Here is a 23,347-nt window from a genome sequence, read left to right on the forward strand (position 1 = left end):
AGCGCGCGCCGGACGGTGCCCGCCCCGGCCCGGTCGTGCCCCCGCCCGACCAGGCCGACGCAGACCCGAGGAGGACCCGAGTGCAGCAGCCCGACGAGGCCGGCGGTCACCCGTCGGTCGGGCAGCCCCCGGTCAGCACCGCCGGGGTGGAGTCGCTCTTCGACCCCGCCGAGGACGGCGCCCGCACCGAAGAGTTCCGGGTGCCCGGCGCACCGGTCACCGAGGAGCCGCTGATCCCCGAGCCCGTGATGGGCCCGACCGGCCGGCCCTGGCCCGACCTGCCCGAGCCGCCGCCGCCCACCGGCGGCCCGGCCATGATCATCGCGCTGTGCAACCAGAAGGGCGGCGTCGGCAAGACCACGACGACGATCAACCTGGGCGCGACGCTGGCCGAGCTCGGCCGCAAGGTGCTGCTCGTCGACTTCGACCCGCAGGGCTCGCTCTCGGTCGGGCTGGGCGTCAACCCGCACACCCTCGAGCGCAGCGTCTACAACCTGCTGCTCACCCGGGACACCGGCGTCGACGAGGTCATCGACAGCACCAACGTGCCCGGCCTGGACATCATGCCCAGCAACATCGACCTCTCGGCCGCGGAGATCCAGCTGGTCTCGGAGGTGGCGCGCGAGCAGACGCTGCTGCGGGTGCTCGAGAAGGTCCGCGACCGCTACGACGTCATCCTCATCGACTGCGCCCCCAGCCTGGGGCTGCTGACCGTCAACGCGCTGACGGCGGCGGACAAGGTGATCATGCCGCTGGAGTGCGAGTTCTTCGCCCTGCGCGGCATCGCGCTGCTCAACGACACCATCACCAAGGTGCAGGACCGGCTGAACCCGCGGCTGGAGATCCTCGGCATCCTCGGCACCATGTACGACCCGCGGACGCTGCACAGCCGCGAGGTGCTCGAGCGCGTCGTCCAGGCGTTCGGCGAGCGGGTGTTCCACACCGTCATCCGGCGGACCGTGAAGTTCCCCGAGACCACCGTGGCGGGGGAGCCGATCACCACCTACGCGACCAGCTCGCCCGGGGCGGAGGCCTACCGCAACCTGGCCCGGGAGGTGCTGGCCCGATGCCACGCCGGGTGAGCCTGCCGGGGGCGTCGGAGCTGTTCCGGCCCACCCAGGCCCCCGAGCCGCCCGCCCCCGCCGACCCCGGCACCGACCGGCCCGCACCCGACGGGCCCCAGCAGGACGCGCCGAGGGCCGAGGCCCCGCGGCCCCCGGGCGCCGGGCGGCCCGTGCGCGGCTCCGGCCGGGTGCGGCACGACGAGAAGATCACGGTCTACGTCAGCAGCGACGAGCTCGTCGCCCTCGAGCAGGCGCGGCTGACCCTGCGGGCCGAGCACGGGATGGCCGTCGACCGCGGGCGGATCGTCCGGGAGGCCATCGCCGCCCTGGTGGCTGACCTGCAGGCCCACGGGGCGCAGTCCGAGCTCGTCCGGCGGCTGTCCCCGCCGTGACGGCCGCCCCGGACCGGTCCCGCGGCACCGCGACGGCGCCCGACGGCGGACGGCCGCCCGGCTTCCACGTGCACCTCACCAACTTCGAGGGCCCCTTCGACCTGCTGCTCCAGCTGATCTCGCGGCACAAGCTGGACATCACCGAGGTGTCGCTGTCGCGGGTCACCGACGAGTTCATCGGCCACATCAAGGCCGCCGGCGCGCACTGGGACCTCGACCAGACCAGCCAGTTCGTCGTCGTCGCCGCGACCCTGCTGGACCTCAAGGCCGCCCGGCTGCTGCCCTCGGGCGAGGTCGAGGACCCCGAGGACCTCGCGCTGCTGGAGGCGCGGGACCTGCTGTTCGCCCGGCTGCTGCAGTACCGCGCCTTCAAGACGGTCGCGGGCCACCTGGCCGCGACCCTGGACGAGCAGGCCCGCCGGTTCCCGCGCGACGTCGCCCTCGAGCCGCGCTTCGCCCGGCTGCTGCCGGAGGTGGTGCTGACGATCACGCCCGAGGCCTTCGCGGCGCTCGCGGCGAAGGCGCTGGCGCCCAAGCAGGCCGACGTCGTCTCGCTGGCGCACCTGCACGCGCCCGCGGTCAGCGTCCGCGAGCAGGCCCGGCTGGTGGTGGACCGGCTGCGCCGCACCGGAGCGCTCACCTTCCGCGCCCTCACGGGGGACTCCCCGGACCGGATCACCACCGTCGCGCGGTTCCTCGCCCTGCTGGAGCTGTTCCGCGAGGGCGCCGTCGCGTTCGAGCAGGTCGCCGCCCTGGGCGAGCTGACCGTACGCTGGACGGGGTCGAACGAGGGCGAGCTGGACATCTCCGACGAGTTCGACGTCCCCCCGACCCCCAGCGAGGAACCCTGATGAGCCAGAGCACGACCGCCGCCGGCACGCCGGCCGGCGACCCCGCGACCGCGGAGCCGGGCCCGGCCCAGCCCTCGCTGGTCGCGGAGGACGTGCCCACCCCCGCCGAGGTGAGCGGGGCCCTGGAGGCGCTGCTGCTCGTCGCCGAGGAGCCGCGGCGCACCGGTGACCTGGCCGCGGCGCTCGGCGCCCCCGAGCCGGTCGTCCGCGAGGCGCTGGCCGACCTCGTCCGCTTCTACGACGAGACCCACCGCGGCTTCGAGCTCCGCGAGGTCGGCGGCGGGTGGCGCTACTGGACCCGCGACGAGCACGCCGACCTCATCGCGGCCACGGTCCTGGAGGGCCAGCAGTCCCGGCTCAGCCAGGCCGCGCTGGAGACGCTCGCCGTCATCGCCTACACCCAGCCCATCTCCCGGGGCCGGGTGTCGGCGGTCCGCGGGGTCAACGTCGACGGCGTCATCCGCACCCTGCTGGCGCGCGGGCTGATCGAGGAGGCCGGCCACGACGTCGACTCCGGCGCGGTCGTCTTCTCCACCACCAGCCACTTCCTGGAGCGGATGGGCCTGCGCTCCCTCGACGACCTGCCCGCCCTGGCCCCGCACCTGCCCGACGCGTCGGCCCTGGAGGCCGAGCTGGGCCAGCTCGCCGCCGTCCCGTCCCCCGACGCCGGCACCCCCGACGCCGGCACCGCGGACGCCGGCACCCCTGACGAGAACATCCCCGACGCGCCCGCCGAGGCGACCGCCGGGACCACGCACGACCGACCTGAGGACCAGCAGTGAACAACGACGACGACCAGGGCGGCATCCGCCTGCAGAAGGTGCTCGCCGCGGCGGGCCTCGCCTCCCGCCGGGCCTGCGAGATCATGATCAGCGAGGGCCGGGTCGAGGTGAACGGCCGCGTGGTCACCGAGCAGGGGCTGCGCGTCGACCCCGAGCGCGACACCATCCGCGTCGACGCCTCCCGCATCCCGCCGCCCCGGCGGCACCTCTACCTGGTGCTCAACAAGCCGCGCGGCGTCGTCTCGACGATGGACGACCCCGAGGGCCGCCGCAACCTCAACGACCTGCTCGAGGGCAAGCGTCCCGGCAAGCAGAACCGGCTCTTCCACGTCGGCCGGCTCGACACCGAGACCGACGGGCTGATCATCCTCACCAACGACGGCGACTTCGCCCACAAGCTGGCGCACCCGTCCTTCGAGGTGCCCAAGACCTACCTGGCCGAGGTCGCGGGCCAGATGCACCCGGCGACGGTCAAGCGGCTGCGCGAGGGCATCGTGCTGGACGACGGCCCGGTCCGGCCCAGCTCGGTGAAGCTCGTCTCCACCGCCGAGGACCGCTCGCTGGTCAAGCTGACCCTGCACGAGGGCCGCAACCACATCGTCCGCCGTACGATGGAGGCCGTCGGCCACCCGGTGCGGAAGCTCTCGCGGACCGGGATCGGCCCGGTGCGGCTGGGCACCCTCAAGAGCGGGGACCTGCGCGACCTCACCCGGGACGAGCTCGGCGGCCTGCTCGACCTGATCAGCAGCTGACCCCGGTCCCCGGGCAGCACCCCACGGCGAGGCGAGGAGGGCGATGGACCGCCGGATCTACGGCCTGGAGACCGAGTACGGCGTCGCCTGCACGTCCGGGGGGACGCGCCGGCTGACCCCGGACGAGGTGGCGCGCTACCTGTTCCGGCGGGTGGTCACCTGGGGGCGCAGCAGCAACGTGTTCCTCCGCAACGGCTCGCGGATCTACCTCGACGTCGGCTCCCATCCCGAGTACGCCACAGCCGAGTGCGACGACCTCGTCCAGCTCGTCAACCACGACCGGGCGGGCGAGCGGATCCTCGAGGACCTCATCGTCGACGCCGAGCAGCGGCTGGCCAGCGAGGGCATCACCGGTGACATCTACCTGTTCAAGAACAACACCGACAGCCACGGCAACTCCTACGGCTGCCACGAGAACTACCTGATCAGCCGGGTGGGGGACTTCTCCAAGATCACCGACGTGCTGGTGCCCTTCCTGGTCTCGCGCCAGCTGATCTGCGGGGCCGGGAAGGTCCTGCACACCGCGCGCGGGGCCGAGTACAGCGTCAGCCAGCGGGCCGAGCACATCTGGGAGAGCGTCTCCTCCGCGACCACCCGGAGCCGGCCGATCATCAACACCCGGGACGAGCCGCACGCCGACCCCGAGCGCTACCGGCGGCTGCACGTGATCGTCGGCGACTCGAACATGAGCGAGACGACGACGCTGCTCAAGGTCGGCACGGCTGAGCTGGTGCTGCGGCTGATCGAGGCGGGCGTCCCGATGCGCGACTTCGCCCTGGAGAACCCGATCCGGGCCATCCGCGACATGAGCCGGGACCGCACCGGCCAGGTCCAGGTCGCCCTGGCCAACGGCCGCCGCATCTCCGCGCTGGAGCTGCAGACCGAGTACTACGAGAAGGTCGCCGAGTTCGTCGCGCGCGGCGACCTCGGCACGCCGGTCATCGACCGGGTGCTGGACCTCTGGGAGCGCACGCTGCGCGCCGTGGCGGAGGACAAGCTGGCCCTCATCGACACCGAGGTGGACTGGGCGATCAAGCTCAAGCTGCTCGACCGCTACGCGGCCAAGCACCAGATGAGCCTCGCCGATCCGCGGATCGCCCAGCTCGACCTGGCCTACCACGACATCCGCCGGGGCCGGGGGCTGTTCTCCATCCTGCAGGAGCGCGGGCAGGCCGCCCGGGTGACGACGGAGCCGGCCGTCTTCCGGGCCAAGTCGGTGCCGCCGCAGACCACCCGGGCCAAGCTGCGCGGCGACTTCATCCGCGCCGCCCAGGAGGGCCGCAACGACTACACGGTCGACTGGGTGCACCTCAAGCTCAACGACCAGGCCCAGCGCACGGTGCTCTGCAAGGACCCGTTCGTCGCGGTCGACGAGCGGGTGGACCGGCTGATCGCCTCCATGCGCCGGCCCACCTTCTGAGCCCGGCCCCGCTCGCGCGCACAGGTGGCGCCCAGCCGGGCCGGGTAAGGTCGTCCGGTGCGTGCGATCCCCCAGACGTCCCTGCTCGTCCTCGCCCTGAGCGGCTCGCTCTTCCTCGCGGCCTGCGGCGGTGACGGCGAGCCGTCGACCGACGCCTCCGCCAGCGCGGTCCCGAGCGCCTCGGCGAGCGCGTCGGCGACGCCCAGCGCGACCCCCGCCAAGGTGCCGACGTCGAAGGACTTCGCCAAGGTGGACGTGAGCGGGGCGTACGGCAAGACCCCGAAGGTGACGATCGACAAGCCCTACGCGATCGACAAGACGCGCACCAAGGTCCTCGACAGCTCCGACGGCGCCGTGGTCGGGGCCGGCCAGACCGTCGAGGTCAACTACTACGGCGTCGACGGCCGGACGGGCAAGAAGTTCGACGAGTCGTTCAGCGCCGGCAAGCCGGTGGCCTTCTCCCTCGACCAGGTCGTGCCCGGCTTCAGCAAGGGCCTGACGGGGCAGAAGAAGGGCAGCCGGGTGCTGATCGCGATGCCCGGCTCCGACGGCTACGACGCCTCGGGCGGCAACGCGCAGGCCGGCATCGAGGTGGGCGACACCCTCGTCTTCGTCGTCGACATCGTCGACGTCCAGCTGAGCGAGCCCACCGGGACGGCCGTGAAGCCCGCGGCCGGTCTGCCGACCGTGTCCGGGCCGCTCGACAAGCCCGTCATCACGATTCCGAAGACCGACCCGCCGTCGAAGCTCGTCGTGCAGCCGCTCATCAAGGGCGACGGCAAGAAGGTCGGCGCCGGCGACACCATCACCTTCGCCTACCGCTGGCAGATCTGGCAGGACGGCCGGCTCGTCGAGGAGTCCTACGGCCAGAAGCCGGGCAGCTCGCCGCTCTCAGGCCTCGTCGCCGGCCTGCAGGAGGGCCTGGAGGGCCAGACCGTCGGCAGCCGCGTGCTGCTCGTCATCCCCCCGGACAAGGGCTACCCCGACGGCAACGCCCAGCCCAAGGTGGAGAAGGGCGAGACCCTCGTCATGGTCGTCGACCTGCTCTTCACCCAGGCCGGCCAGTAGTCCAGAGCCTGTCCGCTGCCTGAGCCGACCACCGCTGCCTGAGCTCGTCGAAGGCCCTTCGACAGGCTCAGGGCGCGGAGGTCCGACAGGCTCAGGGCGCGGAGGTCCGACAGGCTCAGGCCGCGGAGGTCCGACCGGCTCGCGTCAGACCGACGGGGGAGCGGTGTCCACCAGCGCGGCCGCGTGCCGGCCGGCCGCGGCCGCGGCGAGGAAGTAGGCCGGGTCGCCGTCGAGGCCGCGGCCCATCGTCGTCAGCCGCACCGGGGAGCCGGCGAGGGCCACGTCCAGGCCGGCGAGCGGCACCCGCACGGCGCGGTGCCGGGTGAGCGCCGCGGCGGCCGCCTCCACCTCCGGGGCCAGCGCGACCACCGCGTCCAGCCCCTCGATCCCGTCGAGCGCGCCGGCCCCCGCGAAGTCGGGCACCGCCAGGTCCGCGGGCAGCAGGGCGACCCGGCCGTAGGCGGTGACGCTGTGGTGGGAGAGCCCGCGGTGGCGCGGCCGCGCGTCCGCCGTCGAGATCCGCAGCGAGCCGACCGGGCGGCCGCCCAGGGTCGCGGCGGCGTTGACCGCCTCGCCGACGCCGACGCCGGAGAAGCCCCAGCGGGTCCCGGTGCCCAGGTTGCCCGGTCCCTGGCTGAGCACCACGAGGTCGGCGCCCAGCGCCAGCCGGGCCGCCAGCAGGCCGGAGTGCACCGTCACCGCCTCCAGGTCGCCGCCGAAGGCCTGGCCCACCGTCACCGTCGCCGCCAGCAGCCCGGCTTCGCGGAGCGCGGCGACCGTGCGGGAGAAGGCCAGCGGGAGCGCGCCCTGGTCGCTCATCACGTAGACCACCCGCGTGCCGGGCCGGTCGTGGGCCACGGCGAGCAGGGCGGGGGCGAGCGCGGAGTGCAGGTCGGCGACGACGACCGGGAGGCCGTCGAGGTCGTCGGCGTCGGCCAGCAGCGCGTGGTGCGGCGAGCCCTGCTCGTCGGCGCCGGCCACCATCGCCTGCTGGGGCAGGTAGCGGGCCTTGACGAGGTGGCCGGCCGGCTGCGGCGGCTGGCCGCGCAGGTCGCCGTCCGGGGTGAGCGCGGCGATCACCAGCGCGTAGCCGCCGGTGCCGAGGCCCCGCTCGAGCGCCGCGACGTTGAGCAGCACGCGGTCCCCGACCAGGGGCGCGGCCATCAGCGCGGTGTAGGCCAGCGCCCGCACCTCGGTGCCGTCGGCGCGCTCCACGACCAGCTCGACCGCCCCCGGCCAGCCCCCGCGGACCGCGCTGACCCGGCCGTCGGCCCAGATGATCATGCGCCGACCCTATGCCGTGGGTGGCGGCTGTTAACCTAGCGGCGACCCGTGGCCCCCGAGCGGGTGAGGAGAACGCACGCATGGCACCGCGCAAGACCGAGCGCATCCTCAACCTCACCATCTGCCTGCTGGTCTCCGGCCGCTTCGTGCCCAAGAGCCGCATCCGCGAGGCCGTCGAGGGCTACCACGACCTGACCGACGCCGCCTTCGAGCGGACCTTCGAGCGCGACAAGGACGAGCTGCGCGCGCTCGGCGTGCCGATCGAGGTGGGCACCTTCGACCCCCTCTTCGACGACGAGCCGGGCTACCGGATCCTGCCGGGGGAGTTCGAGCTGCCGCCGATCGACCTCGACGCCGAGGAGGCGTCGGTGGTGGGCGTCGCCGCGCGGGTCTGGCAGCACGCCAGCATGGCCGAGTCGACCGGCAGCGCGATCGCCAAGCTGCGGGCCGCCGGCGTCGAGCCCGACCCGTCGCTGCTCGCGTCGCTGGAGCCGTCGGTGCAGGCGACCGAGCCCGGGTTCGAGCCCCTCTGGGTCGCGGTGCTGGAGCGGATCCGGATGAGCTTCACCTACCGCGACGGCAGCCGCCGCACCCTCGAGCCCTGGGGCATGACGTCCTCGAAGGGCCGCTGGTACGTCATCGGCCGCGACGTCGACCGCGACGCCACCCGGATGTTCAAGCTCTCGCGGATGGCCGACCTGCCGCGCCGGGAGTCCAAGCCGGGCGCCTACGAGGTGCCCGCCGACCTCGACCTGCGCTCGCTCGCCCGCGCGCTGGCCCCGCGCGAGCCCACCGAGGAGGCCGTCCTCGCGCTGCGGGCCGGACGGGCCCCCGGGCTCCGTCGCCGCGGACGGCCCGGCCGCACCGACGTCGCGCTGCCCGCCGGCTTCGAGGTGCACGTCGTCGCCTTCTCCGACCTGGGCTCGGCCGCCGAGGAGATCTGCCGCTACGCCGCCGACGTCGTGGTCCTGGAGCCGGTCACGTTGCGCGAGCGCGTCGTCGAGGGGTTGGCCGCCGTCGCCCGCACGGCGGCGCAGCCGGCGACGAGCGGGGCGGCATGACCTCCCAGGCCCAGGTGCGCCGGCTGCTCAGCCTCGTGCCCTACCTCCGCGAGCACGACGGGGCCGCCATGGCCGACGTCGCCAAGGCTTTCGGCATCAGCGTCCGGACCCTGCGCGAGGACCTCGCCGTGCTGTGGATGTGCGGGATGCCCGGGCTCACCCCCGGCGACCTCATCGACATCGACATGGACGCCGTCGACGGCGAGGGCGTCATCCACCTCAGCAACGCCGACTACCTCACCCGGCCGCTGCGGCTGTCCACCGACGAGGCCCTCGCCCTGGTGCTGGGCCTGCGGACGCTGCGCGAGATCGCCGGACCCGGCCAGCGGGCCGCCGTCGACCGCGCCCTGCGCAAGCTCGAGGCCGCGTCCGGCTCGGCACCGACCGACCAGGCCAGCGTCAGCGTCACCGCCGGCCAGGACGAGATCCAGGTCCGGGTCAGCGAGGGCCTGCAGCGCGGCCTGCAGCTCGACCTCACCTACGACAACGCCTCCCGCGCCGAGACCACCCGGCGCCGGGTGGACCCGCTGCGCGTCTTCGTCCTCGAGGGCTACGGCTACCTGGAGGCCTGGTGCCACTCCGCGGTGGGCCTGCGGACCTTCCGGCTGGACCGGATCGCGGCGGTCGAGGTGACCGACGTGCCCGTCGAGCCCCACGACGTCGTCCTCAAGGACCTCAGCAAGGGCTGGTTCGAGACGCTCAAGGACGCCCCGCTGGTCACCCTGGACCTCGCGCCCGAGGCCACCTGGGTGGCGGAGTACTACCCGACCGAGGCGACGTCGGCCCGCGCCGACGGGGGTCTGACGGTGACCCTGCGGGTGCGCGACCCGGGCTGGCTGCGCGGGCTGCTGCTGGGCCTGCGCGGCGGGGGCAGTGTCGTCGCCCCGGCCGGGGCCGGGGATTCGGCGGCCGAGGCGGCCCAGGAGGCGCTCGACCAGTACGCGGCGCTCTTCGCCCCGGCGGCGGACTGAGCTCAGCCCTGCGTCGGGGCCGGGTCGTCGGCCGCGCGCCGGGCGTCGGCCAGGTCGTCCTGCAGGTCCAGCACCATGGCCACGCCGGCCAGGTTCAGGCCGGCCTCCAGCAGCGCGGTGATCCGGCCCAGCCGGGTGACGTCGTCGCGGCTGTAGAGCCGGGTGCCGCCGGCGGTCCGACCGGGGGTGAGCAGGCCGCGGCGCTCGTAGAGCCGGAGGTTCTGCACCCCGGTGCCGACCAGCTCGGCCGCGACGGTGATGCCGTAGACGCCGCGCGCGTCCTCCCCGGAGTCCGACCCAGATTCTCCTGCAGCCACGCTTGAAGACTATCCGGCACTGATGCTATAAACAATCTGTAGCCGTCACCACAGATCTGGTGGCGGGTGCACCACATCATCCACATCTGAGAAGGGAGAGACCCCCATGTTGATGCGCACCGACCCGTTCCGCGACCTCGACCGGCTCACCCAGCAGGTGTTCGGCACCCCGGCCCGGCCGGCCCTGATGGCCATGGACGCCTGGCGCGAGGGCGACACCTTCGCCGTCGAGTTCGACCTGCCCGGCATCGACGTCGACTCGATCGACCTGGACGTCGAGCGCAACGTGCTGACCGTCCGCGCCGACCGGCCCGCCCGTGAGGGCATCGCCGAGCTGGTGGCGGCCGAGCGGCCCCGCGGCGTCTTCAGCCGCCAGCTGATCCTCGGCGACAACCTCGACACCGAGCACATCCAGGCCTCCTACGACGCCGGCGTCCTGCGCCTGCAGATCCCCGTCGCCGAGAAGGCCAAGCCGCGCAAGATCGCGGTGACGTCGTCCGACGAGTCCCGGGTCGTCGAGGGGGAGGGGCACAAGGTCCTGCAGCGTTGATGGCCCTCGCTCCGCTCGGGCGCGGACCGCGCTGGGCCTTCTGCCCTCGCTCCGCTCGGGCGCGGACCGCGCTCCGGCCCTCCGTCGACGTCGTCGCCGGGGTGGACGAAGAGCATGTCCACCCCGCTCCTCCTCTCGACGGAGGCGCGCGGCCCGGTGCGGGTCGAGGCTCGAGGTAGCCGAAGGGTTGTGAGGACTTCGACCGGGAGTACGCGGTCGAAGTCCTCACAACCCCGTCCCGTGCTCGCACCTCTAGACTGCGCGGGTGCTCTGGGTGGTCCTCGTCCTCGTCCTCGCGCTGGGTGCGCTGGCCGTGCTGGTCGGCTACGCCGTCTGGCTCGCCCACAAGACCTCCGACCTGCTGAGCGAGGTGGCGGTGCTGGGCGACCAGGCCGCCCGGCTGGGGGACCTGCTGGCCCAGGTCGGCGCTCCGGAGACCGCTCCGCGGCCCGCGGGCCCGAACGGCCCGACCCGCGAGGTGCGCGACGTACGATGAGGACGAAGGCGCCGGACGACGGTTCGTCGGGCGCGTGCAGTGCCGCATCGGAGAAGAGGAAACATGAACGTGCTCGCCATCGCCGGACTCGGCGCCCCTGAGCTGCTGATCATCCTGGCTGTCGTGCTGCTGCTGTTCGGCGGGTCGCGGCTCGCCGGTCTCGGCAAGAGCACCGGCCGCGCCCTCAAGGAGTTCAAGGAGGAGACCAAGGGTCTCAAGGGCGAGCAGAAGGGCGACCCGGAGATCACCGGCACCACCGGCACCACGGGGACGACCGGCTCGTTCGACGCCCAGCCCGGCACCGGCGTGAACGGCGCCCCCTACAGCGACCCGGAGCAGGTCCAGCACCCGGTGTCGCGCCCGGCCAACGGCTCGGCGGACTCCGACGTCCGTCGCGACGTCTGACCGGTAGCACCCGACCGTGTCCTTGACGATCAAGGGCCGGCCCCTGAAGCTCAGCCTGGCCTGGCTCCGGCCCCCGGCCGCGCCCGCCGACGGGTCGATGACCCTCTTCGAGCACCTCAAAGAGCTGCGCTACCGGCTCGTCGTGGCTGCGCTCGCCATCGTGATCGGCACGACGGCGGCCTGGTTCTTCCGCAGCGACCTCATCGACGTCCTGCTCTCGCCGTACTACCAGGCCGCTGCCGACCTCAAGGCGAAGAACCCCGAGGCGACGCTGCAGGTGGTCAACAACGGCATCGCCTCGCCGTTCACCCTGGCGATCAAGGTCTCGGCGCTGGCCGGGGTCATCCTCACCTCGCCGGTCTGGCTGTGGCAGCTGTGGTCGTTCATCGTCCCGGGCCTGCTGGCCAAGGAGAAGAAGTGGGCGATGCTCTTCATCGGCGCCGCCACGCCGCTCTTCTGCGCCGGGGTGGCCGTCGGCTACATCGTGATGCCGAAGGGCATCAGCGTGCTGCTGGGCTTCACCGAGGGCGGCGTCACCAACCTGCAGGACATCAACCAGTTCCTGTCGTTCCTGATGCGGATCATGCTCGTCTTCGGGGCGGCGTTCCTCATCCCGCTGGTCGTGCTGATGCTCAACATCCTCGGCGTGGTGCCGGCCCGGTACCTCTCGAAGTACCGGACCTACGTCATCTTCGGCACCTTCGTCTTCGGTGCGGTGGCGACGCCGTCGACCGACCCGTTCTCGATGCTGGCCCTCGCGGCGCCCATGACGATCCTGTTCCTGGCGGCCGAGATCATCGCCCACATCCTCGACCGGCGGAAGGCCCGGCGGGCCGCCGTCGACGGTGACAGCCTGCTCGCGTCCGGCGTCGAGAACGATGTCGCGCTGAAGCAGCTCGACGCCGACGACGACGACGCGGACGGCACCCGGGGCAGCGGGAGCTAGCGACCCGTGCCCCGACGGATCGTGCTGGTCGTCAACCCGACGGCCGGCCGGGGCCGTGCGGGCCGGGCGCTGCCCGGCGTCCGGGCCCGCCTCGAGGCGTCGGGCGACGAGGTCGCCGTCGTCCCCAGCACCGACTACGCGCACGCCCGCGCGACGATGGCCGCCGCCGTGGCCGGCGGGGCCGACGTCCTGGCCGTGATGGGCGGCGACGGCATGATGCACCTCGGCGTCAACGCCTGCGCCGACCAGGCCAGCGCCACGCCCACCCTCCTCGGCCTCGTGCCGGCGGGCAGCGGCAACGACCTCTGCCGCGGTGTCGGGCTGGACCCCGACGACCCGGTGGCCGCTGCCGGTGTCGTCGCCGACGGCAGCCGGCGCGACCTCGACCTGATGACGGTGGCCGGCCGCCACGTCGGCGCCGTGCTGGCCACCGGCTTCGACGCCCTGGTCAACCGCCGCGCCAACGTGATGGCCTTCCCGCGCGGCTCGAGCCGCTACACCGTCGCCGCCCTCGCCGAGCTGCGGGTCTTCTCCCCGCTGCGGTACCGGCTGGTCCTCGACGGCGCCCCGCGCGAGCTCGAGGCCATGCTCGTCGCCGTCGGCAACACGAGCAGCTACGGCGGCGGGATGCGGATCTGCCCCGCCGCCGACCCGGCCGACGGCTGGCTCGACGTCACCGTCATCCACCCGGTCCACCGGGCGACCCTGCTCCGGCTGCTGCCGCAGATGACCTCGGGGCGGTTCGCCCGGCACCCGTGCGTCGAGCAGCTGCGGGCCCGCGTCGTCCGCGTCGACGGCGAGACCGCGGACGGCGCCCCGCTGGTCACCTTCGGCGACGGCGAGCAGCTCGGCGACGTGCCGGTGGACGCCGTCGTGGCCCCGGAGGTCCTCCCGCTGGTGGTTTCGACCGCCCGGTAACTTGGGTCCATCATGGCCAACCCCGCGATGGACGACGACCTCAGCGCTCCCCGCAGCCCGGCGGAGGCCTACAGCAGGTTCCGGGACCGGCAGTCCTCCCCCCTGCTGACCCGCTTCGCCGACGGCTACGGCTTCGCCTTCGACGACTACCAGCGCGAGGCCTGCACCCACGTCGAGAACGGCTCCGGCGTGCTGGTCGCCGCCCCCACCGGGGCGGGCAAGACGATCGTCGGCGAGTTCGCCGTCTTCCTGGCCCTCGAGGAGGGCCGCAAGTGCTTCTACACCACGCCCATCAAGGCGCTCTCCAACCAGAAGTACGCCGACCTCGTCCGCCGGCACGGGTCGGCCAACGTCGGCCTGCTGACCGGTGACTCCTCGGTCAACCCCGAGGCCCCGGTCGTCGTGATGACCACCGAGGTGCTGCGCAACATGATCTACGCGCGCTCCTCGACGCTGGCCAACCTCGGCTACGTGGTGATGGACGAGGTGCACTACCTCGCCGACCGGTTCCGCGGGGCGGTCTGGGAGGAGGTGATCATCGGGCTGGCGGAGTCGGTCCAGGTGGTCGCCCTCTCGGCCACGGTGAGCAACGCCGAGGAGTTCGGCGAGTGGCTCTCCGCCGTCCGCGGCGAGATGGCCGTCGTCGTCTCCGAGCGCCGGCCGGTCCCGCTGTTCCAGCACGTGATGGTGGGCCGCACCATCTACGACCTCTTCGCCGACGACGCCCCCACCGCGGTGGCCGCCCCCAAGGGCCGCGAGCCCGAGGTCAACCCCGCCCTGGTCAAGGTGGCCCGCGACGAGTCCCGCTACGTGCGCGACGACTCCCGGCGCCCCCGCGGGCGCAACGGCAAAGGCAAGCGGACCGTCGCCTACGGCAGCGGCGCGTACGGCGGCGGGGCCGCCCGCTCCCGCAACGAGAGCGTGCGCACCGACGCCGTCGGCCGCCGGCCCCGCTCGCTGGCCGCGCCCAGCCGGGCCGAGATGGTCGAGCAGCTGGACTCCGAGGGGCTGCTGCCCGCCATCGTCTTCATCTTCAGCCGGGTCGGCTGCGACGGCGCCGTCCGCCAGCTGCTCGCCTCCGGCGTGCGGCTCACCACCCGCGAGGCGCAGGTCGAGATCTCGGCCATCCTCGAGCGGCACGTCTCCGGGCTCAGCCCCTCCGACCTGCGCGCCCTGGACTACGACCGCTTCGCCGAGGCGCTGGTCCGGGGGATCGCCGCCCACCACGCCGGGATGCTGCCGGCGTTCAAGGAGTGCGTCGAGGAGGCCTTCGTCCGCGGCCTGATCAAGGTCGTCTTCGCCACCGAGACGCTGGCCCTGGGCATCAACATGCCGGCCCGCAGCGTCGTGCTGGAGAAGCTCGTCAAGTACAACGGCGAGACCCACGCCGACATCACCCCCGGTGAGTACACCCAGCTGACCGGCCGCGCCGGCCGCCGCGGGATCGACGTCGAGGGGCACGCCGTCGTCCTGTGGCAGCCCGGGCTGGACCCGCGCGCCGTCGCCGGCCTGGCCTCGCGCCGCACCTACCCGCTGCGCTCGTCCTTCGCGCCCACCTACAACATGGCCGTCAACCTCGTCGGCAGCGTCGGGCGCGAGCGTGCCCGGACCCTGCTCGAGCAGTCCTTCGCGCAGTTCCAGTCCGACCGCTCCGTCGTCGGGCTCGCCCGCTCGCTGGCCAAGAACACCGAGGCCATCCGCGGGTACCTCGAGCAGGCGCAGTGCGACAAGGGCGACTTCACCGAGTACGCCCGGCTGCGGGCCGAGGTCACCGAGCTCGAGGCCGCCGCCGCCCGCGAGCGCCGGACCGACCGGCAGGCCGAGGCGGTCCAGGTGCTGCTCACCCTCAAGCCGGGCGACATCCTGCGCGTGCCGAGCGGCAAGAGCCAGGGCTGGGTCGTCGTCATCGACCCCAGCACGCGCGTCGAGAACCAGGGCCCCCGCCCGATGGTGATGACCGACGACCGGCAGGTCCGCCGGCTCTCGGTCACCGACTTCCCGCAGCCGCCGGTGGTCGTCGGCCGGATGCGGGTGCCCAAGCACTTCAACCCGAAGGAGCCGGCCTCGCGCCGCAACCTGTCGGCGGCCTTCCGCAGCAAGCTCGCCGAGGTCGACCTGACGCCGACCCGCCGTCGCGGTCCGGCGGCCGAGGGCGACCTGGTCGAGGAGATCGCGACGCTGCGCGACACCCTGCGCCGGCACCCCTGCCACCTGTGCCCCGACCGCGAGGCGCACGCCCGCTGGGCCGAGCGCGCGCTGCGGCTGGAGCGGGAGAACGCCCGCACCCAGGAGCGGGCCGCCACGCGGACCAACACCATCGCCACCCACTTCGACAAGATCTGCCTGGTCCTGGAGTCGCAGGGCTACCTCAGCGGCGACGGCCAGAGCCGGGTGACCGACGCCGGCCGGATGCTCGCCCGGATCTACGCCGAGCTGGACCTCGTCGCCGCCGAGTGCATCCGCGACGGCGTCTTCGACGACCTCTCCGCGCCCCAGCTGGCCGCCGTGCTGTCGTCGCTGGTCTTCCAGGCCCGCCGCAGCGACGACGGCGCCCGCCGGCCGCGGATGCCCGACCACGCCAGCAACGAGGCGATGACCGAGGTGCGCCGCATCTGGCGCACGGTCTCCCTCGTCGAGCGCGACGCCCGGCTGCCCCGGGCGCCCGAGCCCGACATGGGCTTCAGCGAGATCGCCTACGGCTGGGCCGCCGGCCGATCCCTGGCGCAGGTGCTCTCCGACACCGACCTCACCGCGGGGGACTTCGTCCGCTGGGTCCGCCAGGTCACCGACTTCGCCGGGCAGATCGCCGACGCCGCCGGGCCGGGCCCGCTGCGCGAGGTGGCCCACGAGGTCGTCCGGTCGATGCGCCGCGGCGTCGTCACCTACTCCGCGGACGACGACGAGCCGGCCGACGACCTGAGCGGCGCCGACCTGCCCTGAGCCCGGGCCGACCCGGCCGGCGACGGCAGCGTGACGACGGCCCGCGTGCCGCCGCCCGGTGCGGTGCCGACCACCAGCCGACCGCCCGACGCGGCCAGCCGGGTCGTGTAGGAGGCCAGGCCGATGTGCCCGGTGGCGACCTTGTCGCGGGTCGCCGTCGGGCTCAGCCCGACGCCGTCGTCCTGCACCTCCAGCCGCAGGCCGGCCGGGTGCCGGCTCAGCCGGACGTGCACCTCGCCGGCGTGGGCGTGCTTCTCGACGTTGCCCAGCAGCTCGCGGGCGGCGCCGTAGACGAGGGCCTCCTCGGTCGGCGTCGTCCCGGGCGCGCCGGCGTCCACGGCGTCGACGTGCACCCGGAGCCCGCTGCGCCTGGCCACCTGGCCCCCGAGCTCGCGGAGGGCGGGAGCCAGTCCCAGCTGGGCGAGGACCTGCGGGTGCAGCGAGGTCACCGTCCCGCGCAGCGACCGGATGGTGCTGCGCAGCAGGTCGTCGGACTGGGCGACCAGCTGGGCGCGCAGGCCCGGCGTCCCGTCGGTCTCGTCCAGCTGCTCCAGGTTGCGACGGACGGCGATGAGCTCCTGGAGCGGGCCGTCGTGCAGCTGCTCGGCCAGGGCGGCGTCGTGGCGCTGGACCGCGGCCAGCGACTCCGCCGTCACCCGCTGCTGCAGGGTCAGCAGGTCGACCGCCGCCCGCGAGCGGCGGGTCAGCACGACGGTCAGCGCGGTGCTGCACAGCGCCAGCCAGCTGAGCAGGCCGAAGTGCAGCCAGACCACCCCGGGCAGGGAGGGCCCGCCCGAGCGGCCGAGGTTCTCCAGCCAGACGGCGAGGTAGGCCAGGGCGATGGAGCCGCTGACCACCCCGCTGAGCAGCGGCCGGTACTGGAACACGACGAGCACCGGGTAGGCGTAGAAGATCGGCGTCAGGTAGGACGTCGCCCCGCCGGAGAGGGCGGCGAGCGTGACCACCGCCGTGAGGTCGACGACCGTGGTGAGCGGCCCGGCCCAGCGCGGGGCGGGCCGCCCGAACGACCAGACGAGCACCAGCAGCGCCCAGCCGGCGAAGGCGCCGAGGACGGCGAGGTAGGGCGTCCGGGCGAGGGCGGGCTCGTCGACGACGGGGCCGACCAGCAGGGCGAGCCCGACCAGCGGGAGCCGGAGCAGCGCGGTGACCCGGGCCGACCCGGTGGTGAGCGACTGCAGGCCGGCGCCGGCGGCGAGCGGCGCCGCCGGGAGGCTCACGAGATGATCCCGCGGCGCATGGCCTCGGCCACGGCCGCGCCCCGGTCGGCCACCCCCAGCCGCTCGTAGAGGCGCTGGATGTGGGTCTTCACCGTGGACAGCGCGAGGTGCATCTCGACCGACATCTGCGGTGCGCTCTTGCCGGCGGCGATGGCCGTGAGCACCTCGCGCTCCCGCCCGCTGAGCCGGGGCCGTCCGGTGTCGGAGCGCAGCCTGATCTCCCCGACGAGGGCGGCGGCGAGCTCGGGGGCGACGACGTCCCGGCCGGCGGCGACGTCGCGGATGGCCTGCAGGACCTCGCGCCGGCCGGCCTCCTTGGACAGGAACCCGGCGGCGCCGCGCTGCAGCGCGGTGAACACGATCGAGGCCTCCGTGTACGCCGAGAGCACGAGCACCCGGGTGCCCAGGCCCTCGTCACGGACGGCCTCGGCCACCGCGGCGCCGTCGAGGCCGGGCATCCGGTAGTCGCTCACCGCCACCTGCGGTCGCAGCCGCCGCACCAGCTCCAGCAGCTGGCCGCCGTCGCCGCACTCGCCGAGCACCTCGACCTCGCCGCTGGCGGCGAGCATCCGGACGACGCCCTCCCGCACCACCGGGTGGTCGTCACCCACGACCGCGGTGATCATCGCGCTCCTGTCCGTCCCTCCCGGCCGGACCGGGCCGCCGGGGGACGGCCCGCGTCGCCGCGGGAGGGCTGCGCCCAGGAGAGGATCACCCGGATCGCCCGCGGCGGCAAGCACGGCGTCCACGGCGGACCGGCGTTCCTCCGATCGAGGGACACGGCTGTCGTCCGGAGAGGGGGCGGTCGCAGCATCGACGGGCCCGCGGACCGGCTGCTTGGCTGGAGCTCGCGTTCTGGGGGCAGGGCGCTGGGCGACGACGCCCGCGATCAGGAGGACCGATGAGCACGAGGACCGAGGGCGGGCGCGACCGCTCCCAGGGCAGAGCCGGCGAGCCTGAGGACCGGACGTCGGCGGACGGCCGCACCGGCAGGGTCGGCCGGCTGGCCGGGGGGCTGGCGCTCACCGCGGCGCTGGCGCTGGGCCAGGCCGGCCTGCTGCCGGCAGCGGCCGCGCCGGCGGTCCCGGCGCCGCCGGCCCCGGTCGCGACGACCGCGGCCCCGGAGACCGCGGACCCGGCGGCCGCCGCCTTTACGGGTGGGCGCACCACCTACCTGGTGGAGGCCACCACCGCGCGGGCGGCGTCCCGGGCGGCCCGGCGGGCCGAGGCCGACGGCGGCACGGTGACGCGGCGCTACCGCGAGGTGCTGGAGGGGTTCGCGGCGCAGCTGACGCCGCGGCAGGCCCGGACCCTGCGGGCCCAGCGCGGCGTCCTCACGGTGACGCCGGACCGCAAGATCATCGCCAACGCCTGCCCGGGCTGCCTGCCCGGCGCGCTGTCCCACGAGGAGGTCGCGAACTGGGGTGTGCTGCGGCTGTCCTCCCGCACCCCGGTCACCCTGGACCCCCAGGAGCCCGGCGGTCCGGTGTACCGCTTCGACAGCGACGGCGAGGGCGTGACCGCGGTCGTCCTCGACACCGGCGTCGACGCCGTGCCCGAGCTCGGCGACCGGGTGCGGCCCGGCCACGACTTCGTCGACGACGACCGCGACGCCCGCGACTGCGGCGGCCACGGCACGCGGGTCGCCGAGATCGTGGCGGGGGACCGCACCGGGGTGGCCGACCGGGTGGCGGTCGTGCCGCTGCGCGTCTTCGACTGCTCGGGCACCGGCTCCTGGAGCCGGGTGCTCGCCGCGCTCGACTGGACGCTGCGGCACCGCCCCGACGGCCCGGTGGTGGTGAACCTCAGCGGCGCCGGCCACGCGTTCGGCCTGGGGGACCGGGCGGTGCGCCGGGTCGTCGCCGCCGGCATCCCCGTCGTCGCCTCGGCGGGCAACGTCCGCGACGACGCCTGCCGCTACAGCCCGGCCCGGGTCCCGGGCGTGCTCACCGTCGGCGCGACCGACATCACCGACCGGCGGGCCGCCACCTCGGACTTCGGCCGCTGCCTCGACCTCTTCGCGCCGGGGGTGGACATCGCCACGACCTCCGGCACCGTCAGCGGCACGTCCTTCGCCGCCGCGCACGCCACCGGCGCGGTCGCCCGCTACCTGGAGAACCACCGCCGGGCCTCGCCGCGGGCCGTCGCCGCCGCGCTGACCGCCGAGGCCACCACGGGCGTCGTCCGGGACCTCCGCGGGTCACCGGACCGGCTGCTGCACGTGGCCGACCCGGTCGCCCCGGGAGCCCCGGTGCAGGTGAGCTGGACCGTCGACGACGCCGCCGACACCGCGACGGCGACCTGGTCGCCGCCGGCCGAGCGCGGCAGCGCCCCGCTCACCGGCTACCTGGTCTGCGCCAGTCCCGTCCAGGTCTTCAACTCCTGGCCGGGGCCGCAGTGCGGGCGGGCCGCAGCGGGCGCGCGCACGCTCACCCTCGGCCTCGAGGCCGACGGGCTGTTCTTCGAGGCCAACGGCACCTACGCGTTCTTCGTCGCCGCGCTCAGCAAGGCCGGCACCGGGACGCCCAGCCCGGCCGCCGAGCTGCGGTTCGCCCCCTCGCCGCCGTCCGACCCGACGGTGGTGGTCTCGCTGCAGCTGGACTCCGGCGGCATCCTCGTCCAGGTCACCTCCAACGACGCGCCCTGGAACGGCTACGTCGAGTACACGGTCACCCGCACCGGGCCCGACCTCTGGGGTGAGGCCACCCGCACGGAGACCACCACGGCCGACGCCTTCTTCGGCGGCCTGGTCCCGGGGGAGACCTACACCTTCGCCGTGCAGGCCCGGAACGTCTCGGGCACCAGCGGCGTGGTCACCCGGGAGATCCGCTACCCGGGCTGACCCCGCTCTCCCGGGGACGACGGGGACGTCGACCGGGAACGCGCCACGGCTCCGTCGGACGAGGTCCGGCGGAGCCGTGGGTGCGTCGGCCGGGTCGGCCCCGGCGCGGGAGTCAGTCGTCGCGGCCGTAGCGGGACTCCCAGCGGTCCTCGGTGCGCTCGGAGGCGTAGCGCTGGTGGATCGAGTCGCTGTCGGCGCCGCCGTTCAGCTTGTCGCTGGCCGTGCCGCCCTCGAGCAGGTCGTGGCCCGAGCGGCCGAAGAGGCTGTCGGCGCCCGAGTCGCCCTGCAGGTGGTCGTTGTTGGTGCCGCCGTCGAGGCGGTCCTTGCCCGAGCCGCCCTCGAGCACGTCCTTGCCGGTGCTGCCGTAGAGGGTGTCGTTCCCCGACTCCCCGTCGATCTCGTCGTGCCCGGCGCCGCCGTCGATCCAGTCGTCGCCGCCGCTGCCGTCGATCTCGTCGTTGCCGCTGCCGCCGCAGATGATGTCGTTCCCGCCGTTGCCGTCGATCTCGTCGGAGCCGCCGAGGCCGACGATGACGTCGCGGCCCGAGGTGCCCTCGATCTCGTCGCTGGCGCCGGTGCCGACGATCGTCGCCTTCGCGCCGTGGCAGGTGTAGGTGGCGGCCGCTGCCGGTCCGGTGGCGCCGAGCCAGAGGGCCGAGGCGCCCAGCAGGGTGATGCTGCCGGCGGCGAGGCTGCGGCGGATGCGGGCGGTGGTGGTGGCGTTCATGGTGTCCTCCTGGGATGGGCCGGGGTGGCCGTGGTGGCGATGGGAGTACTCCACCGGCCGGCCGTGAGACCGTCGTGAGGGCGCGATGAGAAGATCCTCACCTGGTCAGGGGCCGGTTGGCGGCCCCGCGTGCGGCATGCTGGTCCGATGACCGAGACCGGCGCCGAGCTGCCCGCCCGCCGCCGGAGGCCGCCCCGCCGGGTCTCGGTGCGGATGCGGATCCTCTCCGCCGTCCTCGTCACCACCGCGCTCGGGATGGTCAGCGCGGGCACCGTCTCCTACCTGCTGGCGCGGCACTCCACCTTCGAGGGGATCCAGAAGGCCCTCAGCCAGGAGAACGAGGAGATCAACACGGTCTCGGCCCTGGCCGCCGACGGCGGGGCCGGCCGGGTCATCCGGGGTCCCAGCGACGTCCTGTTCGTGGCCATCAAGCGCTCGGTGCCCGACCCGGGGGAGGGGATCATGGGCCTGGTCGACGGCGAGGTGGCCTGGGTGCCGACCTCCAGCGACGCCTTCCAGCTGAGCCTGGCCGCCGACCCCGAGCTGGTGCGCGCGGCCTCGGCGGCCGAACCCGGCCAGCCGGTCGCGGTCCGCGAGATCCGCACCGCGGCCCACCCGCGGATGGCCTACATCTCCGTGCCGATCCAGGTGGAGGGCTCCGCCGGCCTCGGCCACTACGTCGCCGCCGTCGACGTCCGGGCCGCGCTGGCGCCGGTCAACCGGACCCACCTCACCTACGCCGTCGTCTGCCTGCTGGCCCTCGGGGTGGTGGCGCTGGTCGGCTACCAGGTGGCCGGGCGGCTGCTCTCCCCGCTCCGCGCCCTGCGCCGGACCGCCCAGCGGATCAGCGACACCGACCTCAGCGACCGGATCCCGGCCGAGCAGCTGTCGAGCCACGACGAGGTCGCCGACCTGGGCCACACGATGAACGCGATGCTCGACCGGCTGTCGGCCTCCTTCGACACCCAGCGGCGGATGCTCGACGACGCCGGGCACGAGCTGCGGACCCCGATCACCATCGTCCGCGGGCACCTGGAGCTCGTCGACACCGCCGACCCCGACGACGTCGCCCGCACCCGCGACCTGGCCATCGACGAGCTGGACCGCATGCAGCGGCTGGTCGACGAGCTCATGGTGCTGGCCAAGGCCCGCCGCCCCGACTTCGTCCGGCTCACCCCGACCGGGGTGGCCGAGCTGCTGTTCTCGGTCTTCGACAAGGTGACGACGCTGGGGGACCGCCGCTGGACGCTGGACGACTCGCCGGAGGAGGTCGCCTGGGTGGACCCGCAGCGCGTCACCCAGGCCCTGGTCCAGCTGGCCGCGAACGCGGTGAAGTTCACCCCGCCCGGCGGCGTCGTCGCCCTCGGCGGCCGGGTGCGCGGGGACGAGCTGCTGCTCTGGGTGCGCGACGAGGGCGTCGGCATCGACCCGGCCGAGCAGAGCACGGTCTTCGAGCGCTTCGGCCGCGGCTCCCAGCGCCCGAGCGGGCCCGACCCGGGAGCCGGGCTGGGGCTGGCCATCGTCAGCGCCATCGCCGAGGCCCACCACGGCCGGGTCGACCTCGAGAGCGCCCCCGGCCGCGGGTCCACGTTCACCCTCGTGCTGCCCCGACAGCCCGGCGCCGTCAGCGCCACCACGCCCACCACCAGCAAGGAGCCGGCATGGCAGCCATCCTGATCGCCGAGGACGAGGCGCGGATCGCCGCGTTCGTCGACAAGGGCCTCCGTGCCGCCGGGCACGCGACGACGGTCGCCGGGGACGGCCGGCTGGCGCTCGAGCACGCGGCCTCGGGCCAGTTCGACCTCATGGTCCTCGACATCGGCCTGCCGGGGATGAGCGGCTTCGAGGTGCTGGAGGCGCTGCGCGGGCAGGGCTCGAGCCTGCCGGTCATCATCCTCACGGCGCGCGACTCGGTGACCGACACGGTCGCGGGGCTGGAGGGCGGGGCGGACGACTACATGGCCAAGCCGTTCCGCTTCGAGGAGCTGCTGGCCCGGGTCCGGATCCGGCTGCGGGACAGCGTCACGACGCCGTCGACCGTGCTCAGCCACGGGTCGCTGTCCCTGGACGTCCGGACCCGGATCGCCTCGGTGGGCGACGCCCGGGTCGAGCTCTCGGCGCGCGAGTTCGCGCTGCTCGAGATGTTCCTGCAGCACCCCGGCCAGGTCCTCAGCCGGGAGCAGCTGCTGTCCCGGGTGTGGGGCTACGACTTCGACCCGGGGTCCAACGTCGTCGACGTCTACGTGCGCTACGTGCGCAACAAGATCGGGAGCCAGCTCATCGAGACGGTCCGCGGGGCGGGCTACCGGCTCGGGCGCTGACC

The 23,347-nt window shown here is 74.3% G+C and carries 23 protein-coding genes; 18 read left to right on the plus strand and 5 right to left on the minus strand.

Annotated features, from left to right (window positions below):
• Nucleotides 1-248: 248 nt before the first annotated feature.
• From JOF54_RS18525 to JOF54_RS18555, 7 genes are read left to right on the plus strand one after another with little or no spacing between them, the layout of a single operon-like run.
• Nucleotides 249-1,082, plus strand: coding sequence for a ParA family protein (locus JOF54_RS18525; RefSeq protein ID WP_210059700.1), 834 nt, complete (start codon nt 249-251; stop codon nt 1,080-1,082).
• Nucleotides 1,067-1,456 carry a hypothetical protein gene (locus JOF54_RS18530; protein ID WP_210058494.1) on the plus strand — a complete coding sequence of 130 codons (390 nt, stop codon included), beginning with the start codon at nt 1,067-1,069 and terminating at the stop codon, nt 1,454-1,456. Before JOF54_RS18525 ends, JOF54_RS18530 begins: the two co-directional genes overlap by 16 nt.
• Nucleotides 1,453-2,307, plus strand: a complete 855-nt coding sequence (locus JOF54_RS18535; RefSeq protein WP_210058495.1) for a segregation and condensation protein A — start codon at nt 1,453-1,455, stop codon at nt 2,305-2,307. Before JOF54_RS18530 ends, JOF54_RS18535 begins: the two co-directional genes overlap by 4 nt.
• Nucleotides 2,307-3,089: an SMC-Scp complex subunit ScpB gene (scpB, locus tag JOF54_RS18540; protein ID WP_210058496.1), complete on the plus strand. Its 783-nt coding sequence runs from the start codon at nt 2,307-2,309 to the stop codon at nt 3,087-3,089. The genes JOF54_RS18535 and scpB overlap by 1 nt, the downstream gene beginning before the upstream one ends.
• Nucleotides 3,086-3,841 (plus strand): pseudouridine synthase, encoded by a 756-nt coding sequence (locus JOF54_RS18545; protein ID WP_307804366.1) that lies wholly within the window; start codon nt 3,086-3,088, stop codon nt 3,839-3,841. The genes scpB and JOF54_RS18545 overlap by 4 nt, the downstream gene beginning before the upstream one ends.
• 43 nt (nt 3,842-3,884) lie before the next feature.
• A complete protein-coding gene (gene pafA, locus JOF54_RS18550; RefSeq protein ID WP_210058497.1) occupies nt 3,885-5,261 on the plus strand; it encodes a Pup--protein ligase in 1,377 nt (458 codons plus the stop codon).
• A gap of 57 nt (nt 5,262-5,318) precedes the next feature.
• Nucleotides 5,319-6,329 (plus strand): FKBP-type peptidyl-prolyl cis-trans isomerase, encoded by a 1,011-nt coding sequence (locus JOF54_RS18555; RefSeq protein ID WP_210058498.1) that lies wholly within the window; start codon nt 5,319-5,321, stop codon nt 6,327-6,329.
• Between the two features lie 144 nt (nt 6,330-6,473).
• Here JOF54_RS18555 and JOF54_RS18560 read toward each other — a convergent pair whose 3' ends face one another.
• Complete coding sequence (locus tag JOF54_RS18560; protein ID WP_210058500.1) at nt 6,474-7,613, minus strand: DUF3866 family protein; 1,140 nt, start codon at nt 7,611-7,613, stop codon at nt 6,474-6,476.
• Between the two features lie 80 nt (nt 7,614-7,693).
• Between JOF54_RS18560 and JOF54_RS18565 the strand changes: the two genes are divergently transcribed.
• Together JOF54_RS18565 and JOF54_RS18570 are read left to right on the plus strand one after the other, a co-directional pair.
• Nucleotides 7,694-8,674 carry a helix-turn-helix transcriptional regulator gene (locus JOF54_RS18565; protein ID WP_210058502.1) on the plus strand — a complete coding sequence of 327 codons (981 nt, stop codon included), beginning with the start codon at nt 7,694-7,696 and terminating at the stop codon, nt 8,672-8,674.
• Nucleotides 8,671-9,645, plus strand: a complete 975-nt coding sequence (locus JOF54_RS18570) for a helix-turn-helix transcriptional regulator (RefSeq protein WP_210058505.1) — start codon at nt 8,671-8,673, stop codon at nt 9,643-9,645. The genes JOF54_RS18565 and JOF54_RS18570 overlap by 4 nt, the downstream gene beginning before the upstream one ends.
• 2 nt (nt 9,646-9,647) lie before the next feature.
• On the opposite strand, the gene JOF54_RS18575 is transcribed toward JOF54_RS18570, so the two are convergent.
• On the minus strand, nt 9,648-9,962 hold the full coding sequence (locus JOF54_RS18575) for a MerR family transcriptional regulator (RefSeq protein ID WP_210058507.1): 315 nt from the start codon (nt 9,960-9,962) through the stop codon (nt 9,648-9,650).
• Between the two features lie 106 nt (nt 9,963-10,068).
• Here JOF54_RS18575 and JOF54_RS18580 point away from each other — a divergent pair, with 106 nt between their 5' ends.
• The 6 genes from JOF54_RS18580 to JOF54_RS18605 all read left to right on the plus strand — a co-directional run bounded on the left by JOF54_RS18580 (nt 10,069) and on the right by JOF54_RS18605 (nt 16,217).
• The gene (locus tag JOF54_RS18580; RefSeq protein ID WP_210058510.1) at nt 10,069-10,512 is read left to right on the plus strand and encodes an Hsp20/alpha crystallin family protein; all 444 of its coding nucleotides are present in this window, start codon (nt 10,069-10,071) and stop codon (nt 10,510-10,512) included.
• A 265-nt stretch (nt 10,513-10,777) separates the two neighbouring features.
• Nucleotides 10,778-11,008 (plus strand): hypothetical protein, encoded by a 231-nt coding sequence (locus tag JOF54_RS18585; RefSeq protein WP_210058512.1) that lies wholly within the window; start codon nt 10,778-10,780, stop codon nt 11,006-11,008.
• A gap of 63 nt (nt 11,009-11,071) precedes the next feature.
• Nucleotides 11,072-11,413: a twin-arginine translocase TatA/TatE family subunit gene (tatA, locus tag JOF54_RS22155; protein ID WP_210058515.1), complete on the plus strand. Its 342-nt coding sequence runs from the start codon at nt 11,072-11,074 to the stop codon at nt 11,411-11,413.
• Nucleotides 11,414-11,429: 16 nt separating this feature from the next.
• Nucleotides 11,430-12,359: a twin-arginine translocase subunit TatC gene (gene tatC, locus JOF54_RS18595; protein WP_307804368.1), complete on the plus strand. Its 930-nt coding sequence runs from the start codon at nt 11,430-11,432 to the stop codon at nt 12,357-12,359.
• Between the two features lie 6 nt (nt 12,360-12,365).
• Complete coding sequence (locus tag JOF54_RS18600; protein ID WP_210058517.1) at nt 12,366-13,277, plus strand: diacylglycerol/lipid kinase family protein; 912 nt, start codon at nt 12,366-12,368, stop codon at nt 13,275-13,277.
• 12 nt (nt 13,278-13,289) lie between these two features.
• On the plus strand, nt 13,290-16,217 hold the full coding sequence (locus JOF54_RS18605; RefSeq protein WP_245358196.1) for a DEAD/DEAH box helicase: 2,928 nt from the start codon (nt 13,290-13,292) through the stop codon (nt 16,215-16,217).
• On the opposite strand, the gene JOF54_RS22075 is transcribed toward JOF54_RS18605, so the two are convergent.
• Complete coding sequence (locus JOF54_RS22075; protein WP_210058520.1) at nt 16,160-17,455, minus strand: sensor histidine kinase; 1,296 nt, start codon at nt 17,453-17,455, stop codon at nt 16,160-16,162. The genes JOF54_RS18605 and JOF54_RS22075 overlap by 58 nt on opposite strands.
• Nucleotides 17,452-18,081 (minus strand): response regulator, encoded by a 630-nt coding sequence (locus JOF54_RS18615; RefSeq protein WP_210058522.1) that lies wholly within the window; start codon nt 18,079-18,081, stop codon nt 17,452-17,454. Before JOF54_RS18615 ends, JOF54_RS22075 begins: the two co-directional genes overlap by 4 nt.
• Nucleotides 18,082-18,356: 275 nt before the next feature.
• Between JOF54_RS18615 and JOF54_RS18620 the strand changes: the two genes are divergently transcribed.
• A complete protein-coding gene (locus JOF54_RS18620) occupies nt 18,357-20,297 on the plus strand; it encodes a S8 family serine peptidase (protein WP_210058524.1) in 1,941 nt (646 codons plus the stop codon).
• 112 nt (nt 20,298-20,409) lie between these two features.
• Here JOF54_RS18620 and JOF54_RS18625 read toward each other — a convergent pair whose 3' ends face one another.
• The gene (locus tag JOF54_RS18625; protein ID WP_210058542.1) at nt 20,410-21,024 is read right to left on the minus strand and encodes a calcium-binding protein; all 615 of its coding nucleotides are present in this window, start codon (nt 21,022-21,024) and stop codon (nt 20,410-20,412) included.
• Between the two features lie 147 nt (nt 21,025-21,171).
• Between JOF54_RS18625 and JOF54_RS18630 the strand changes: the two genes are divergently transcribed.
• Together JOF54_RS18630 and JOF54_RS18635 are read left to right on the plus strand one after the other, a co-directional pair.
• Nucleotides 21,172-22,701, plus strand: a complete 1,530-nt coding sequence (locus JOF54_RS18630; protein ID WP_210058544.1) for a sensor histidine kinase — start codon at nt 21,172-21,174, stop codon at nt 22,699-22,701.
• A complete protein-coding gene (locus tag JOF54_RS18635) occupies nt 22,686-23,345 on the plus strand; it encodes a response regulator transcription factor (RefSeq protein ID WP_210058546.1) in 660 nt (219 codons plus the stop codon). The genes JOF54_RS18630 and JOF54_RS18635 overlap by 16 nt, the downstream gene beginning before the upstream one ends.
• Nucleotides 23,346-23,347 lie beyond the last annotated feature (2 nt).

Origin of the sequence: Microlunatus capsulatus, from assembly GCF_017876495.1 — a bacterium.
Classification (GTDB): domain Bacteria; phylum Actinomycetota; class Actinomycetes; order Propionibacteriales; family Propionibacteriaceae; genus Microlunatus; species Microlunatus capsulatus.

What these genes read in the sequence shown, in the direction of transcription:
- JOF54_RS18525 (WP_210059700.1), top strand. Translation starts at nt 249, where the DNA reads ATGGGCCCGACCGGCCGGCCCTGGCCCGACCTGCCCGAGCCGCCGCCG.
- JOF54_RS18530 (WP_210058494.1), top strand. Translation starts at nt 1,067, where the DNA reads ATGCCACGCCGGGTGAGCCTGCCGGGGGCGTCGGAGCTGTTCCGGCCC.
- scpB (WP_210058496.1), top strand. Translation starts at nt 2,307, where the DNA reads ATGAGCCAGAGCACGACCGCCGCCGGCACGCCGGCCGGCGACCCCGCG.
- pafA (WP_210058497.1), top strand. Translation starts at nt 3,885, where the DNA reads ATGGACCGCCGGATCTACGGCCTGGAGACCGAGTACGGCGTCGCCTGC.
- JOF54_RS18560 (WP_210058500.1), bottom strand. Translation starts at nt 7,613, where the DNA reads ATGATCATCTGGGCCGACGGCCGGGTCAGCGCGGTCCGCGGGGGCTGG.
- JOF54_RS18565 (WP_210058502.1), top strand. Translation starts at nt 7,694, where the DNA reads ATGGCACCGCGCAAGACCGAGCGCATCCTCAACCTCACCATCTGCCTG.
- JOF54_RS18570 (WP_210058505.1), top strand. Translation starts at nt 8,671, where the DNA reads ATGACCTCCCAGGCCCAGGTGCGCCGGCTGCTCAGCCTCGTGCCCTAC.
- JOF54_RS18580 (WP_210058510.1), top strand. Translation starts at nt 10,069, where the DNA reads ATGTTGATGCGCACCGACCCGTTCCGCGACCTCGACCGGCTCACCCAG.
- tatA (WP_210058515.1), top strand. Translation starts at nt 11,072, where the DNA reads ATGAACGTGCTCGCCATCGCCGGACTCGGCGCCCCTGAGCTGCTGATC.
- JOF54_RS18605 (WP_245358196.1), top strand. Translation starts at nt 13,290, where the DNA reads ATGGCCAACCCCGCGATGGACGACGACCTCAGCGCTCCCCGCAGCCCG.
- JOF54_RS18615 (WP_210058522.1), bottom strand. Translation starts at nt 18,081, where the DNA reads ATGATCACCGCGGTCGTGGGTGACGACCACCCGGTGGTGCGGGAGGGC.
- JOF54_RS18620 (WP_210058524.1), top strand. Translation starts at nt 18,357, where the DNA reads ATGAGCACGAGGACCGAGGGCGGGCGCGACCGCTCCCAGGGCAGAGCC.
- JOF54_RS18625 (WP_210058542.1), bottom strand. Translation starts at nt 21,024, where the DNA reads ATGAACGCCACCACCACCGCCCGCATCCGCCGCAGCCTCGCCGCCGGC.
- JOF54_RS18630 (WP_210058544.1), top strand. Translation starts at nt 21,172, where the DNA reads ATGACCGAGACCGGCGCCGAGCTGCCCGCCCGCCGCCGGAGGCCGCCC.
- JOF54_RS18635 (WP_210058546.1), top strand. Translation starts at nt 22,686, where the DNA reads ATGGCAGCCATCCTGATCGCCGAGGACGAGGCGCGGATCGCCGCGTTC.